A 14,088-nucleotide genomic window follows, 5' to 3' on the forward strand; every position below is an offset into this window, starting at 1 on the left:
CTGTCACTCGTGGACGATGTGACGCTCGAAGAGGTTGGCCGCTCGGTCTGGTGGGGCTGGGGTGACCCGGCTCGCGCGGGTTCGGTGCCGGCCACTGCCCTGCGCCGGCTGCGCGACGAACTGTCCCTGTCCGAGGTCCACCGCCCGCCGGTCGCCCTCGCCGACCTGTCCCTGCCGGCACCCCGGTGGACCCCGGCCACGCGCGACGCCGTCACCGCGCTGCTCGGCGCCGACCACGTGCTCACCGACCCCCGGGCCCGGATGGAGCATGCCGGCGGCAAGAGCTACCTGGACCTGCTGCGCGCGAGGACCGGTGAGACGGCATACGCGCCCGACGCTGTCCTGCTGCCCGCGGACGGTGAGCAGATCGCGGGAGTGCTCGCGCTCGCGGCCGAGCACGGCTTCACGGTCATCCCGTATGGCGGCGGCACCAGCGTCGTGGGCGGCCTCACCGCCTCCGACCCGCGTCCTCATCTGAGCCTGGACCTGCGGCGCCTCGCCGGGCTCGTCGCGCTCGACGAGGTGAGCGGCACCGCGACCTTCGGCGCCGGCACCCGCGCCATCGACGCCGAGCGGGCGCTGCGCGAGCGCGGCTGGACGCTCGGCCACTACCCGCAGAGCTATCAGCAGGCGAGCATCGGCGGATTCGTCGCCACGCGCTCGGCCGGGCAGAGCTCCAGCGGGTACGGCCGGATCGACGACATGGTGCTGGCCGCCCGCGCGGTCACGCCGGCCGGGGAGGTCGCCTTCGGCGAGCGCTCCCCCGCGACGGCAGCCGGGCCGCGTTTGCTCGACCTGGTCGTCGGCAACGAGGGTGCGTGTGCCGTGATCACCCAGGCCACGCTGCGGGTGCACCGCGCGCCGTCGGCCACCCGGCATGCGGCCTACGCGTTCCCGTCCTTCGAGGCGGCCGCGGCGGCACTGCGCGAGATGGTGCAGACGCTCGGTCACGACGGACAGCCGGATGTCACCCGGGTCTCCGACGCCGACGAGACGCGAGTGTCGCTGATGCTGGCCGGCCGGGCCGGTCGCGTGCTCGGGAGCTATCTGCGCGGTCGCCGTATGCCGGATGCCAGCCTGATGATCCTGCTGTGGCATGACAGCTCCGATGCGGCAGCGGCAGCACGGGCCAAACGCGCCACCCCGATCCTGCGGGCGCACGGAGCGGTGGCGTTGCCGGCGCGCATCGCCCGAGGCTGGGAGCACGGACGATTCCGCGCGCCCTATCTGCGCGACGAGCTGATGACCCGTGGTGTCTTCGTCGAGACGCTCGAGACAGCGACCACCTGGAGCAACCTGCCGCGGCTGTATGCCGTTGTGCGACAAGCGATTTCGACCGCGCTCGCCAGCCTGGACACATCTGGCATCGTGCAATGCCACATCTCCCACGTCTACCACTCGGGGGCGTCGCTCTACTTCACCTATCTCGCGCGCGAAGCCGACGACCCGGCCGAGCAGTGGCGCGCGGTCAAGGCCGCGGCGTCGTCGGCGATCGTCGCCGCCGAGGGCACCATCACCCATCACCACGCCGTGGGACGCGACCACCGCGACTACCTCGAGGAAGAGATCGGCGAGGTGGGGGCGCGGATCCTGCGCGCGGTGAAGGCCGAGCTCGACCCGCACGACGTGCTCAACCCGGGCGTGCTGATCCCGCCCGTCTCCTAGCAGCGGACGCCCGGCATACGAAAAGGGGCCCGACCACAACGGTCGGGCCCCTCTTGCGCTGGGGTCAGCGCTTCTGGAGCCAAGCGCTGAATACTTGCGCGGAGCGGATCAGCGCTTGGAATACTGAGGCGCCTTGCGGGCCTTCTTCAGACCAGCCTTCTTGCGCTCCGGGACGCGGGCGTCACGGGTCAGGAAGCCGGCCTTCTTCAGGATCGGACGGTTGAGCTCGGCGTCGACCTCGTTGAGCGAGCGGGCCACACCGAGGCGCACCGCGCCGGCCTGGCCGGAGGTGCCCCCACCGTGGACGCGCACGAGCACGTCATACGCACCGTCGAGCTCGAGCGCCTGGAGCGGCTCGTTGACGATCTGCTGGTGGACCTTGTTGGGGAAGTACTCCGCGAGCGACTTGCCGTTGATCTTCCACTCGCCGCTGCCGGGCACGATGCGCACGCGGGCGATGGCCTGCTTGCGGCGGCCGGTGCCGGCGCCCGGGGCGGACGCGGACGGGCGGCGGGTCGGCTCGTCGCTGGAGGCGGCGGACGACTCGGAAGTGTAGGAAGTCAGCTGGGGCTCGTCGGCCTCGAGGGCCTCGACGTCGGTGGTCTGGTCAGCCACGATTCTCCTTGAGTTTCTGTAAGCGTCGGGGCGCGGCTATTACTGCGCGACCTGGGTGATCTCGAACGGCTTCGGCTGCTGCGCGGCGTGCGGGTGCTCCGCGCCGGCATAGACCTTGAGCTTGCTGAGCTGGTTGCGGCCGAGGGTGGTCTTGGGCAGCATGCCGCGGACCGCCTTCTCGACGGCCTTGGCCGGGTCCTTGGCCATCAGCTCGGTGTAGGAGACGGCCTTCAGACCGCCCGGGAAGCCGGAGTGGCGGTAGGCCTTCTTCTTCTCCAGCTTGGCGCCGGTGAGGGCGACCTTGTCGGCGTTGATGATGATGACGAAGTCGCCGGTGTCCACGTGGGGGGCGAACGTCGGCTTGTGCTTGCCGCGCAGCAGCGTCGCGGTCTGGGTGGCCAGGCGGCCGAGCACGACGTCGGTCGCGTCGATGATGTGCCAGACGCGGTCAGCCTGGACCTCCGCCGGCTTCGGCGTGTAGGTGCGCACTCTCGTACCCTCTTCTGATCGGTGAGTATGGCGACCGTGGCCGCCGCAGGTCTTACGTCGCGCCTCGTCGCGTGGGCCGCAACCGGCCCGGCGCTCGAAGCACAACAGTCGTCCATTCTACGGAGGGCTCTGCGCGGCCCCCAAATCGCGCCGATCCCTTGTGGCACAACGGCATACGACAGTCTTTGGGCGATTCGCACCAGTTGCCTTCCCCGTAATTGCACAAGTATTGTGCAATCCATGGCTCCTCAACCGCGGCGGGTGCTGGCCCACCCCTTGCGCTCCCGGCTGGTCGCCCACCTGCGGCTGGAGGGCGGCGCGACCAGCGCGGAACTCGCTCGTGCGCTCGACACCAATACCGGCGCGACGTCCTATCACCTGCGGGTGCTGGAGGGCGCCGGCCTGGTCGAGGACACCGGGCTCGGCAATGCCAAGACGCGGGTGTGGGCGCTGGTCGAGGATGACGACGCGGAGCCGGACCTGCCCACCGACCCCGACGAGCTGGCCGCCGACCGGTGGCTGGAGCACGACTACGTCGACCACTTCGCCGAGCGTTCGCACGCCCTCATCGATGCTGCGGCCGACTGGCCGGCCGTCTGGCAGGAGTTGCTCGGGCTGCGCGACAAGCCGCTGCTGATGACCGGTGACCAGGCGACCGCGTTCGCGGCCGAACTCGACGAATTGCTGGAGCGCTATCGCCGGATCGGTGCTGGCTCCCCCGGGGCGCGACGCCTCGTCGCCTATGCCGCCCTGCTGCCCGTCGACCCGCCCGCCTGACGAAACAGCGCCACTCACGCGACCCATCTCGCCGAGCAGGTAGTTATCGCCGGTCGAGCGGCGCCTTATCGCCGGTCGAGGTACACCCCGCCACCGGCGAGTCTGAGAAATGCTATGAAGGTCGTGTGGCGGGTCGTGATGGCGGCAACTCCCGCAACGGAACCCGTACCAAGACCGTGCTGACCGATAACGTCGGCCCGGTCATCGTCAAGAAGCGGCAACGCCGCCTGGGCGATGTCGACACCATGGTGTTATCGCTGTACGCCAAAGGCCTGAGTACCGGCGAGATCAGTTCGCATTTCGCCGAGGTCTACGGTGCGTCGTTGTCCAAGGACAGGATTAGCGTGATCACCGACCGGGTGATCGGTGAGATGACCGACTGGTGTGCCCGCCCGTTGCTGCCGGTGTACGCGGCGGCGGCGTGACCGACGTGTTCTTCATCGTGTGCGATGGGCTCAAGGGGCTCCCGGACTCAGCGAACGCAGTGTTCCCGCTCGCGACCGTCCAGACCTGCATCATCCACCTCATCCGCGGCACCTTCCGGTACGCCTCCAAGAAGTACTGGGAGCGGATCGCTAAGGACCTGCGCCCGATCTACACCGCACCCTCAGCGGACGCGGCATGGGCAGCGTTCGAGCAGTTCGAAGAAACCTGGGCGGCGATGTACCCAGCGATCTCCCGGCTGTGGCGTGACGCGTGGGAGTAGTTCGTTCCCTTCCTGGACTACGACGTGGAGATCCGCCGAGTCCTATGCAGCACCAACGTCATCGAGTCGTTGAACGCCCGCTACCGGCGTGCTGTCACCGCCAAAGGGCACTTCCCAACCGAGCAAGCCGCGCTCAAGACGCTGTACCTGGTGACCCGGTCCCTGGACCCCAAGGGCACCGGTCAGGCACGCTGGACCATGCGGTGGAAGCCAGCGCTGAACGCGTTCGCCGTCACCTTCGCCGACCGCATGCCCGCAGCGGAGAACCTTTAAATGAACAACGCCAGTTACACCGCTAAACGGACACTCCCGTCGTAGGGACACCCCCACCTGACGAAAGAGCACCACTCACGTTGACGGAAGATCGTCGGCCGAACGGCGCCTTCTCGTCGGTCGAGCCGCGTTCTAACGGGCTCTTCCTACCTGAGGTGAGGGTGAGTGAGTGCGCCGCCGGTGAGCATCATGCGGAGGCGGCAATGGTCGCGGTTTCGGACGCCTCGGGCAACGCGGCGGAGGCGAACTATAGAAGACATCCTTACCCGAGCACGTTGGTCAATAACTGCGCCGCCAGGTCACAACCAGCCTCATTAAGATGCACCGTGTCTGCCCAATAGGGCCCATTCGGATAGGCAGGCATAGCGTTGTTCAATCCGATGTATGCGACGTTATTGGATTGAACCGCTGCGATCGCCTTCATTTCCGCCAGATACGCCCCCCAGTCTTTCGATTTCCATTCTGGCGCCATGTTCGGCTGGGGCATTCCGACCAATACGATCGGGCCCGAATATCCGTTCGCCCTAGTCTGCGAGATCAATTGTCGCAACGCGACTCCGAACTCTGCTGGCGTGTAATATTCAGGGTCGTTGTATCCATACTCAAAAGCCAGCAAGTCCAGTCCCCGAGGAACGGACGCACCGCCAGAGAGGCCGAACCATCTCCCACCAAGACGTTATCGCGGACAACCTGGGGCGAGTACGTCAACAGGAAGTGAACACCAAACCCGCCGTGACTTAGGTCGAGGACCTTCACGCAGCGAGCCTGATCCGCATCATAGGGCGTGAACCCACGAGGACAACTGAGCCTCCAAAGAACCTCGTATCCCTAATGGCAGTTACTACCACAGTGTGCTGGGCGGCAGCACCACTTGGTTGACTCCACGTGAATCGCATGGGTTTGTACTCGTATGCCCCGAGCTGAAGATAGGTCGGAGTATTGAGCACAACGACGCCGTCCACGACAACCTCGATGCGCCGACCCCAAGCGCTGGCGTAGTAGTCGATATCAACTTTGGTGAACACGCCGGAGAAAGTCGCGCTCGTACCTCGGGCCTGCACATTAGAGGCGCTGTCACCTTTGAGTTCCAGGTGCGCAGCGCGGCCGCCAGGACCGACAGTAGAGTCGCGGAGCCACGCATCGTTCACAGGTCCGCTCTTCGGCACCTCCGCCGACTCCATCTGAGGAGACGACTGATACCAACCTGGAATGAGCGTCGACGATTTGCGATATACAGTCGGATCCGTATAGCAGTACGGGATGGAACTCTTAGCCCGGATCTTGCTCTGCAGCTTTTCGATCACCCGGTTACTAAGAGCGCTCGGACCGGGCGAGACCCCTTGACCCTCAAACACTGAATCTCCCGCGACCCCCAGCTTTACCGACTGCCCGACAGCATTGGACATCGCCGACCGCCACGCAGAGAGCGCTCCAGCATTAACTACATCAACACTTCCTGTTGTCGGCGGCGGACTGTACAGCAGGCGGTTCGGGGTGTTCGTTCCCGGGTTGACAACGGCGCCCACGGTCGCCCTCCCCAAGAGTGCGCTAGCGACAGTGTCGGGAGAGGTGTTGGCCGAGTTGTCGGCCAGGTAGGCGGCCGCTGCACCTGCCACGTGAGGCGCGGCCATGGACGTCCCCGAAATCGTCGCGGTCGCCTCGGGACCGCCTATCCAGTCCGATTGGATATTCACACCTGGCGCGAACAGTCCAATGCACGATCCCCACCCGGATCCATCCTGCTTGACGTCGTTAGAATCGGTGCTTCCAACCGATATTACGCCGGGATTCCCCCGGGCGATTCGCTGCACGCGTCGATGTTCGCATTCGGGCCTGACGCAACCATAGTGAAACCGGCGTCATGTAGAGAGCTGACCGCCGAATCTATAGCAGGGTCTCTCACTCCACCCGTTCCAAAACTCATGTTGATAACATCCCGAACTCCAACATGGGACCGCGAAAGAATCCAGTTTAACCCTTTCATGATGTCGCTGTTTCGCGCAGACTGGGACCCACAGGCGAAGATTCTCACGGGGATGATTGTGGCCGCCTTGGCGACGCCGTACGTGGTGCCGGCAATAATTCCAGCCACATGTGTTCCGTGGCCCGCACAGTCATTAACCGTTCCGCCATCATATGCCGCCACGTAACCCGCCCCAATCTGGCCCGAAAAATCAACGCTGGCGGCGTTTATTCCGGAGTCAACTACGTAAACTTGGACTCCCTGACCCGTAGATGAATAGCGGAACTTTGTGTCCAATGGCAGCGATCGTTGATCCAACCTGTCCAACCCCCATGGGGCCCCGTTCTGCACGTCCGACATACTCGACCATCCATCCCGCTCAACTATCGCGACGGCCGGGTTCTTTCGTAGTGCTAGGGCTCTCGCGGTCGTCATTATTCCAGAGAAACCTCGCAGATGCGTATAGTATTGATCCACGCCAGCACCGATCCGGCGCGCGTCATCTATAACACGGGTGAGGTCACTGGCACTCGCTCCCCGGTTGGAGCATTACGATAAACCGCCCATTTGAACTGGCCGAGTCCCTAGCGACGGCAATGGTGCTGTTTGCGACAGCCAGCATTGTAACCATCACGATGGTAAGAACTACCGCAGAGCGAAATTTCATCACTGCATCAGCCAAACACGTCAACTGGACTGGTTCGCGGACATCCGCGGATGACCGGCATGTTGTCGGAGCGAGACTGACTAGCGAGCCAGTATCGAGTGCCGCGCGGCCCAATGGGGGTAACGCCGACTCTCGGCGGTCACCTCTATGGCGTTGAGAGGTTCGCCCAGTGGCTTGACGCCGTTGGTGTACAGGACGGGCGTGTGCGCTTCCCCGTCAACTGTGACAAATTGCAAACACTGGCCGCTGATCGAAAAGTAGCCGCGCAAGACCACGTATGACACGACCCCCTTGCCCGGTGCGGTTAGATACTGAACAGAGCCCCCTGCGACGATGATTTCCTGACTGCTGGAGCGACACCCTCCTAGCGCAAGCACGAGCGTCATACTGGCGACGAAATACCCGGGAGCAAAATAGCTCCATATCGTGGGCTTCTTGCGTGAATTCATTTTACTGGCGTCAATGTGCTTGAGGCGATCAAATCCGCATCGGTCGGCGCCTTGTCGCCACGCCCGCTCGAAAAGCAGAGGGTCTGCGCTCGTTCGAAGGGGGCACGCTCATGTCCCGCCGCGTAAAGAAGGACGGTGCGTGCTGTGTATCTCCCCGTGCGCGGGTCGACGTCAGCAGTCAACACCGCGAGCGATTCATCGCTAGCGTTTCGCCCAGACACGTTGATGGCAACAGATTTCGATGGGAGCGGGCAAGTGCCGGAGAACCTCAAGCCAGCGCCAGCACGCTTGACAACAAGCCGGGCACGACCTGGCCGCGGTCCCAAGTTAGTCTCCGAGGGCAACGCCGACGCCCCGACCTCCGGCTCGCTCGTCTTCACAGGCGGCGGCGGCTTGGTGGCCTGCGTCTGGCCAGGCGCAGCGACCTCCGATCCACAGCTCCCAAGTAAGAAGGACCCGACCGTCGCGGCCATTGCGAGCGCTACAGCGCGTTTGATGGTCATGACGTGCCTCCTACGCGCAGACCACCATGAAACCACTTGTCCGACGGCAGCGCTAGCCCTTCGCGGGCACCCGATGGCTGCGGGCGAGAGCGTTCCCCGCCGCTCGCTCAGTCGGGGCCGGGAAGCGTCCGTATGGCGCGTGCCTGGTTCGCGCGCACCGCGAGTTTGGCATCGGGCGGGTAGGTGACCTCTTCCAGGCTGAGACCGTGCGCCGGCATCACCGCGACCGCAGGGTCGCGGCGACCGGCAGCCAGCACCTCCCCCGGCCACTCAACGCCGCGCTTGCCCTCGGCGACCGGCACCACGGCGCCCACCAGCGAGCGCACCATCGAGTGGCAGAACGCGTCGGCCACGACCGTGCCTTCCAGCACCCCGTCGGAGGCCCGACGCCACGAATACGCCAGCAAGGTCCGCACCGTCGTCGCACCTTCGCGCTGCTTGCAGAACGCGGCAAAGTCCTTGAGCCCCAACAGGTTTGCCGATGCTGCATTCAACGCATCGACCGATAGCACCGACCGCAGCCACAGCGTGTCGCGGCGGCGCAATGGATCCTGGACCGCCTCAGCATCCGCGATCCGGTAGAGGTAGCGCCGCGAGGTCGCCGAGAAGCGAGCATCGAAACCCTCCGCCGCCTCGGCCACCCGATGCACCCGCACATCCGCCGGCAGCACGCCGTTCAGCCGGGTCACCGCAGCCTCCGCCGGCGAACGGGTCGAGCGGCCCGGCAGGGCGGCATACGCCTCGGGCAACACGTCGAGGTGACAGACCGCGCCCCGCGCGTGCACGCCGGCATCCGTCCGACCGGCGACCGTGAGTCTCGGCGGGTCAGTGCGCAGGATCCGGCCGAAGCCTTCGGACAAGACGTCCTCCACCGTGCGCAACCCCGGCTGCGCGGCCCACCCGGAGAAGTCGGTGCCGTCATACCCGAAATCGATCCGCAGCCGCACGACCGCGAGCCTACGCCGCTGTCCCACCGACGGCGCCGTGCGCGTCTGAGTCGCCACCCGCGGCCCCGACCGGCATACGCTGTGCGCCAGACCGTCCAGGCCGGACGGGCTACTCAGGGGAGGCTCCATGTTCTGGTTGTGGGTCATCGGTTTCATCGTCGTGTTGTGCGCGGTCGTCTTCGTGATCGACAAGGTCCGCAACGGTCACTGGAACCTGCGCGGCGCGCGTCGCGATCGGTTGTTTGAGCAAGACCTCGGCAGTGCCGCGCCCGAGGCGTTCCGCAGCATGCAGCAGCACCGGACCGGCATGAGGGGTTCCGACGGCGGCTTCGGCCCTTCCTGACCGACAACGTCGAGAGGCCCCGCACCGTGATCGATGCAGGGCCCCTCACTATCGGCGTATGCCGGACGCTCAGTCTTCCTTCTGCGCGTCCTCGCCACCGGCCGGCTCGAAGCCGGCGGCGGCTGCGGCCTCACCGGAGGTGAACCACACTTCGGCGACGGTCGAGTCGTACCAGCGCGAACCGGGCACGTGGTACTTCATCGAGTCCTTGTTGCCCTTGACGTCGAACTTCGAGGGGTCGGGCGATGCGCCGTCCTCGAGCGGGGCGGCGGACTCGGCACCGTAGCCGCCGTCCGTCGCCGCGGCACCCTCGGCCAGCGTCGCCGGCTCGGTGGACTCCTCGGCCTTCGCCTCGGCCGCGGCGTCCTTGTCTTTGGCGGAGCGCTTGGTGGCGGCCTCCGCCTCGGCGACGACGGCGCGCTTCGGCTTGGCGTTCACCGGCTCGCGGACGAGCTCGATCACGGCCATCGGGGCGTTGTCGCCCTTGCGCGGCGCGATCTTGGTGATCCGGGTGTAACCACCCTGGCGGTCGGCCATGTCCGGCGCGATCTCGGTGAACAGGCGGTGCACGACGCCCTTGTCGCGGACGACGGTCAGCACCCGGCGACGAGCGTGCAGGTCACCGCGCTTGGCGAAGGTGACCAGCCGCTCGGCGAGCGGACGCAGCCGCTTGGCCTTGGCCTCGGTGGTGGTGATGCGGTCGTGCTCGAAGAGCGCCGTGGCCAGGTTGGCCAGGATGAGCCGCTCGTGCGCGGGACCGCCGCCGATGCGGGGACCCTTGGTAGGGGTAGGCATGATTTCTCCTTGGTCTACGAATCACGCTGTGCCACAGCGTGATTCAGCGGCTCAGTACTGCTCGTCCTCGGCGAAGCCGGCGTCCGAGTCGTCGTCGTAACGGTCGGCGATGACCGAGGCGTCGAACCCGGGCGGGCTGTCCTTCAGCTGCAGGCCCATCTCGGTCAGCTTGTCCTTGACCTCGTCGATCGACTTCGCACCGAAGTTGCGGATGTCGAGCAGGTCGGCCTCGCTGCGCCCGACGAGCTCACCCACGGTGTGGATGCCCTCGCGCTTGAGGCAGTTGTAGGACCGGACGGTCAGGTCGAGGTCCTCGATCGGCAGCGCCATGTCGGCGGCCATCGCGGCGTCGCTGGCGGACGGGCCCATGTCGATGCCCTCGGCCTCGACGTTGAGCTCGCGGGCCAGGCCGAACAGCTCGACCAGGGTCTTGCCGGCCGACGCCATCGCGTCGCGCGGTGCCATCGAGTTCTTGGTCTCGACGTCGACGATGAGCTTGTCGAAGTCGGTGCGCTGCTCGACACGGGTCGCCTCGACCTTGTAGGTCACGGCGAGCACCGGGCTGTAGATCGAGTCGACCGGGATGCGCCCGATCTCCTGGTCAGCGGACTTGTTCTGCTGGGCCGAGACGTAGCCGCGGCCGCGCTCGACGGTCAGCTCCATCTCGATCTTGCCCTTGTCGTTGAGCGTGGCGATAACCAGGTCGGGGTTGTGCACCTCGACACCGGCCGGCGGCGCGATGTCCGCGGCGGTGACCACACCGGGGCCCTGCTTGCGCAGGTACATGACGACCGGCTCGTCGTGCTCGGAGGAGACGACCAGGCCCTTGATGTTCAGGATGATCTCGGTGACATCCTCCTTGACCCCGGGGATCGTGGAGAACTCGTGCTGCACACCGTCGATGCGCAGGCTGGTCACGGAGGCGCCGGGGATGCTGGAGAGCAGGGTGCGGCGCAGGGAGTTGCCGAGGGTGTAGCCGAAGCCCGGCTCCAGCGGCTCGATGACGAACCGGGAGCGGTTCTCGGCGACGACTTCCTCGCTGAGCGAGGGACGCTGTGCGATGAGCACGTATTTTCCTTTCGCGTGGGGCGACCGCTATATGACGCCCATTGCAGTGATCAGTATGAAGTTGTAGCCCGCCAGGTTTCGACGCGGCCTCCTTCGTCGGCCTTGCTCAACCGGCGGGGCGGGGAGGGGCGGCCGAGAACGGCCATCCTCCCCACGACCCGCGAGCGTGCGAGCGGGCCTCGTTCGATCGACGATGCCGGGAGGCGGGGAGCTTGCGACCCGCCTTCCGGAGGAGGAGATCGAACAAAAGGAATCGAAGGACTGAGCGGACGGCGCGAAGCGCCGGACGATCAGTTCTTCGAGTAGTACTCGACGATGAGCTGCTCGGTGAGCGGGATGTCGATCTGCTCACGGGTGGGCAGGCTGTGGATGAGGATCTGCAGCGTGCCCGGCACGACGTGCATCCACGCCGGGATCGGGCGGTCGCCGAAGGTCTCCCGCGCAAGCTGCAGCGGGAAGATCTCCCGGGAGTTCTCGCGCACGGTGATGATGTCGTACTGCGAGACGCGGTATGACGGGACGTCCACGCGCTTGCCGTTGACCTCGAAGTGACCGTGGGTCACCAGCTGGCGGGCGGCACGACGGGTGCGGGCCAGACCGGCGCGGTAGATCACGTTGTCGAGGCGCGACTCCAGGATCGACAGCAGGTTCTCACCGGTCTTGCCGGTGCGGCGCGCCGCCTCCTTGTAGTAGCGGGAGAACTGCTTCTCCATCACGCCGTAGGTGAAGCGGGCCTTCTGCTTCTCCTGCAGCTGGGTCAGGTATTCCTTCTCCTGCACCCGGCCGCGGCCGTGCTGGCCGGGCGGGAAGGGGCGCATTTCGAAGTTCTTGTCGCCACCGACGAGGTCGGTCTTGAGCCGACGGGACTTCTTGGTGATGGGTCCGGTGTAACGGGCCATAGGTCAATCTCTCCTTCGATGTCTCGTCGGGTCAGCCGCGACGCTTCGGCTGGCGGACACCGTTGTGGGCCTGCGGGGTGACGTCCTGGATCGCGCCGACCTCGAGGCCGGCAGCGGCCAACGAGCGGATCGCGGTCTCGCGGCCCGAGCCCGGGCCCTTGACGAACACCTCGACCTTGCGCATGCCGTGCTCGATGGCGCGGCGGGCGGCGGCCTCGGCCGCCATCTGGGCGGCATACGGGGTGGACTTACGCGAGCCCTTGAAGCCGACCTGGCCGGCCGAGGCCCACGAGATCACCGCACCGGTCGGGTCGGTGATGGAAACGATGGTGTTGTTGAAGGTGCTGCGGATGTACGCGTGGCCCGCAGCAACGTTCTTCTTCTCCTTGCGGCGCACCTTCTTGGCGCCGGAGGCCTGACGGCTCTTGGGAGGCATAGCTATCTCGAATCTCTCGTCTTCGTGAAGTCAGCGGTGGTCCGCGGGCTTACTTCTTCTTCTTGCCCGCGATGGTCTTCTTCGGGCCCTTGCGGGTGCGCGCGTTGGTCTTGGTGCGCTGCCCGTGGACGGGCAGGCCACGACGGTGGCGCAGGCCCGCGTAGGAACCGATTTCGACCTTGCGACGGATGTCTGCAGCAACCTCGCGGCGCAGGTCGCCCTCGAGGCGGTACTGCTCCAAGTGGTCGCGGAGCTTGACCAGCTCCTCCTCGCTGAGGTCACGGATGCGAGTGTCCGGGCTGACGCCGGTGGCTTCCAGCGCCTCCGCGGCGCGGGTCTTGCCCACGCCGAAGATGTAGGTCAGGCCGACCTCGACGCGCTTGTCGCGCGGCAGGTCGACACCGATGAGTCGTGCCATGGTGGCGTTCTCCTTGGTTGATCGTCCGGAGGTCTGGTGCACTCGCCGGTCCCGTGGTCACCCGGAGTGGGTGGTGCGGGTCCTCGGCCTCCGAGCCGAGGGTGCCGTCCGGCAGAGGTATGCCGGGGTCGGGCGGTGCGGATCTAGGGGTATTCAGTTGTTCGTCTGCGTCCTACGAAGACACGACTCGTGCGCGGTATGGCGCGCGATCAGCCCTGCCGCTGCTTGTGGCGGGCGTTCTCGCAGATCACCATGACCCGGCCGTTGCGGCGGATCACCTTGCACTTGTCGCAGATCTTCTTGACGCTCGGCTGGACCTTCATCGCACCTTTTGTCTTGAAGTCGGGCCGGGTTTCCCCGGCGTTGCGAACGGTGTTGTCAGCGGAGTCGGTTAGCGGTAGCGGAAGACGATGCGGCCGCGGGTCAGGTCATATGGGCTGAGCTCCACCACCACACGGTCCTCGGGGAGGATCCGGATGTAGTGCTGGCGCATCTTGCCCGAGATGTGAGCGAGCACCTTGTGACCGTTGGTGAGCTCCACCCGGAACATTGCGTTCGGGAGAGCCTCGACGATCGTGCCCTCGATCTCGATGACACCGTCCTTCTTGGCCATATCCTCCACATACTCCTGCGTTCTGCGCCCGCGAGGGATCGACTCCCCCGTGGTCACCGAACGGCTGTGCTGACGGCCTCGCTCCGGTTGAGCGGGACCTCGAAGCCGGCACGGAGCATTGGACACACTCCGGCCGACGCACCAGATTACCGTGACCCCGGCACACCGCCCAAATCGACGCGTTGACAGCGCGGGTGCAACCAGCGGGCGGACCCGGCGGAAGGTGCGGGCGGGTGCAACCTCGCCATACCAGGTTCGGACGCCCGCTCCGCGACCCGCCAGCGTCCGCAACCCAGACGCATGGAGTGCTCCTTGACACGGACCCTGGCCAAACGACCCGCCAGCGTCCGCAGGTGACGAGATGAAGGAGCCCGTTGCGGCTGACACAAGCCCGGGTTCTGGTGACCCGTCAGCACCAGCGGCACGAACAAAGCCGCAGCCGCTGACCCCAGGCCCCGCCAC

Annotated in this window: 16 protein-coding genes and 1 pseudogene; 4 read left to right on the forward strand and 13 right to left on the reverse strand. The window is 66.1% G+C overall.

Going from position 1 to position 14,088, the window contains the following annotated elements:
- Nucleotides 1-9 precede the first annotated feature (9 nt).
- Nucleotides 10-1,665, forward strand: a complete 1,656-nt coding sequence (locus G9U51_RS05015; RefSeq protein ID WP_328823324.1) for an FAD-binding oxidoreductase — start codon at nucleotides 10-12, stop codon at nucleotides 1,663-1,665.
- A gap of 108 nt (nucleotides 1,666-1,773) precedes the next feature.
- Here the strand turns inward: G9U51_RS05015 and rpsI are convergent, their stop codons facing one another.
- Nucleotides 1,774-2,280 (reverse strand): 30S ribosomal protein S9, encoded by a 507-nt coding sequence (rpsI, locus tag G9U51_RS05020; RefSeq protein ID WP_166194191.1) that lies wholly within the window; start codon nucleotides 2,278-2,280, stop codon nucleotides 1,774-1,776.
- A gap of 39 nt (nucleotides 2,281-2,319) precedes the next feature.
- Nucleotides 2,320-2,769 carry a 50S ribosomal protein L13 gene (gene rplM, locus G9U51_RS05025; protein ID WP_166194194.1) on the reverse strand — a complete coding sequence of 150 codons (450 nt, stop codon included), beginning with the start codon at nucleotides 2,767-2,769 and terminating at the stop codon, nucleotides 2,320-2,322.
- 240 nt (nucleotides 2,770-3,009) lie between these two features.
- Between rplM and G9U51_RS05030 the strand changes: the two genes are divergently transcribed.
- Nucleotides 3,010-3,546 carry a winged helix-turn-helix domain-containing protein gene (locus G9U51_RS05030; protein WP_166194197.1) on the forward strand — a complete coding sequence of 179 codons (537 nt, stop codon included), beginning with the start codon at nucleotides 3,010-3,012 and terminating at the stop codon, nucleotides 3,544-3,546.
- Between the two features lie 128 nt (nucleotides 3,547-3,674).
- Nucleotides 3,675-4,525, forward strand: a pseudogene (locus G9U51_RS05035) (IS256 family transposase); the annotation flags it as partial.
- Between the two features lie 262 nt (nucleotides 4,526-4,787).
- Here the strand turns inward: G9U51_RS05035 and G9U51_RS05040 are convergent.
- From G9U51_RS05040 to G9U51_RS05055, 4 genes are all read right to left on the reverse strand, one after another.
- Nucleotides 4,788-5,147 carry an SGNH/GDSL hydrolase family protein gene (locus G9U51_RS05040; protein WP_328823355.1) on the reverse strand — a complete coding sequence of 120 codons (360 nt, stop codon included), beginning with the start codon at nucleotides 5,145-5,147 and terminating at the stop codon, nucleotides 4,788-4,790.
- A gap of 130 nt (nucleotides 5,148-5,277) precedes the next feature.
- Nucleotides 5,278-6,336 (reverse strand): S8 family serine peptidase, encoded by a 1,059-nt coding sequence (locus G9U51_RS17605; RefSeq protein WP_166194203.1) that lies wholly within the window; start codon nucleotides 6,334-6,336, stop codon nucleotides 5,278-5,280.
- Entirely contained in the window at nucleotides 6,303-6,923 is a 621-nt protein-coding gene (locus G9U51_RS17975; protein ID WP_407941426.1) for a S8 family serine peptidase, read from the reverse strand. Before G9U51_RS17975 ends, G9U51_RS17605 begins: the two co-directional genes overlap by 34 nt.
- Nucleotides 6,924-8,214: 1,291 nt before the next feature.
- A complete protein-coding gene (locus tag G9U51_RS05055) occupies nucleotides 8,215-9,054 on the reverse strand; it encodes a tRNA pseudouridine synthase A (protein ID WP_328823356.1) in 840 nt (279 codons plus the stop codon).
- A gap of 127 nt (nucleotides 9,055-9,181) precedes the next feature.
- Between G9U51_RS05055 and G9U51_RS05060 the strand changes: the two genes are divergently transcribed.
- On the forward strand, nucleotides 9,182-9,397 hold the full coding sequence (locus G9U51_RS05060) for a hypothetical protein (RefSeq protein ID WP_166194209.1): 216 nt from the start codon (nucleotides 9,182-9,184) through the stop codon (nucleotides 9,395-9,397).
- A gap of 69 nt (nucleotides 9,398-9,466) precedes the next feature.
- Here the strand turns inward: G9U51_RS05060 and rplQ are convergent, their stop codons facing one another.
- The 7 genes from rplQ to infA form a co-directional block, all read right to left on the reverse strand.
- Nucleotides 9,467-10,192 (reverse strand): 50S ribosomal protein L17, sunset domain variant, encoded by a 726-nt coding sequence (gene rplQ, locus G9U51_RS05065; RefSeq protein WP_166194212.1) that lies wholly within the window; start codon nucleotides 10,190-10,192, stop codon nucleotides 9,467-9,469.
- 51 nt (nucleotides 10,193-10,243) lie between these two features.
- A complete protein-coding gene (locus G9U51_RS05070) occupies nucleotides 10,244-11,260 on the reverse strand; it encodes a DNA-directed RNA polymerase subunit alpha (protein ID WP_166194216.1) in 1,017 nt (338 codons plus the stop codon).
- A gap of 290 nt (nucleotides 11,261-11,550) precedes the next feature.
- Nucleotides 11,551-12,159 (reverse strand): 30S ribosomal protein S4, encoded by a 609-nt coding sequence (gene rpsD, locus G9U51_RS05075; protein WP_166194220.1) that lies wholly within the window; start codon nucleotides 12,157-12,159, stop codon nucleotides 11,551-11,553.
- Nucleotides 12,160-12,190: 31 nt separating this feature from the next.
- Nucleotides 12,191-12,595: a 30S ribosomal protein S11 gene (gene rpsK / locus G9U51_RS05080; protein WP_166194223.1), complete on the reverse strand. Its 405-nt coding sequence runs from the start codon at nucleotides 12,593-12,595 to the stop codon at nucleotides 12,191-12,193.
- A 49-nt stretch (nucleotides 12,596-12,644) separates the two neighbouring features.
- Nucleotides 12,645-13,013, reverse strand: a complete 369-nt coding sequence (gene rpsM, locus G9U51_RS05085) for a 30S ribosomal protein S13 (protein ID WP_166194226.1) — start codon at nucleotides 13,011-13,013, stop codon at nucleotides 12,645-12,647.
- 209 nt (nucleotides 13,014-13,222) lie between these two features.
- Complete coding sequence (rpmJ, locus tag G9U51_RS05090) at nucleotides 13,223-13,336, reverse strand: 50S ribosomal protein L36 (protein WP_019286332.1); 114 nt, start codon at nucleotides 13,334-13,336, stop codon at nucleotides 13,223-13,225.
- 68 nt (nucleotides 13,337-13,404) lie between these two features.
- Nucleotides 13,405-13,626: a translation initiation factor IF-1 gene (gene infA / locus G9U51_RS05095; RefSeq protein WP_006946284.1), complete on the reverse strand. Its 222-nt coding sequence runs from the start codon at nucleotides 13,624-13,626 to the stop codon at nucleotides 13,405-13,407.
- Nucleotides 13,627-14,088 lie beyond the last annotated feature (462 nt).

This window comes from Metallococcus carri (genome assembly GCF_011440275.1).
GTDB lineage: Bacteria > Actinomycetota > Actinomycetes > Actinomycetales > Dermatophilaceae > Metallococcus > Metallococcus carri.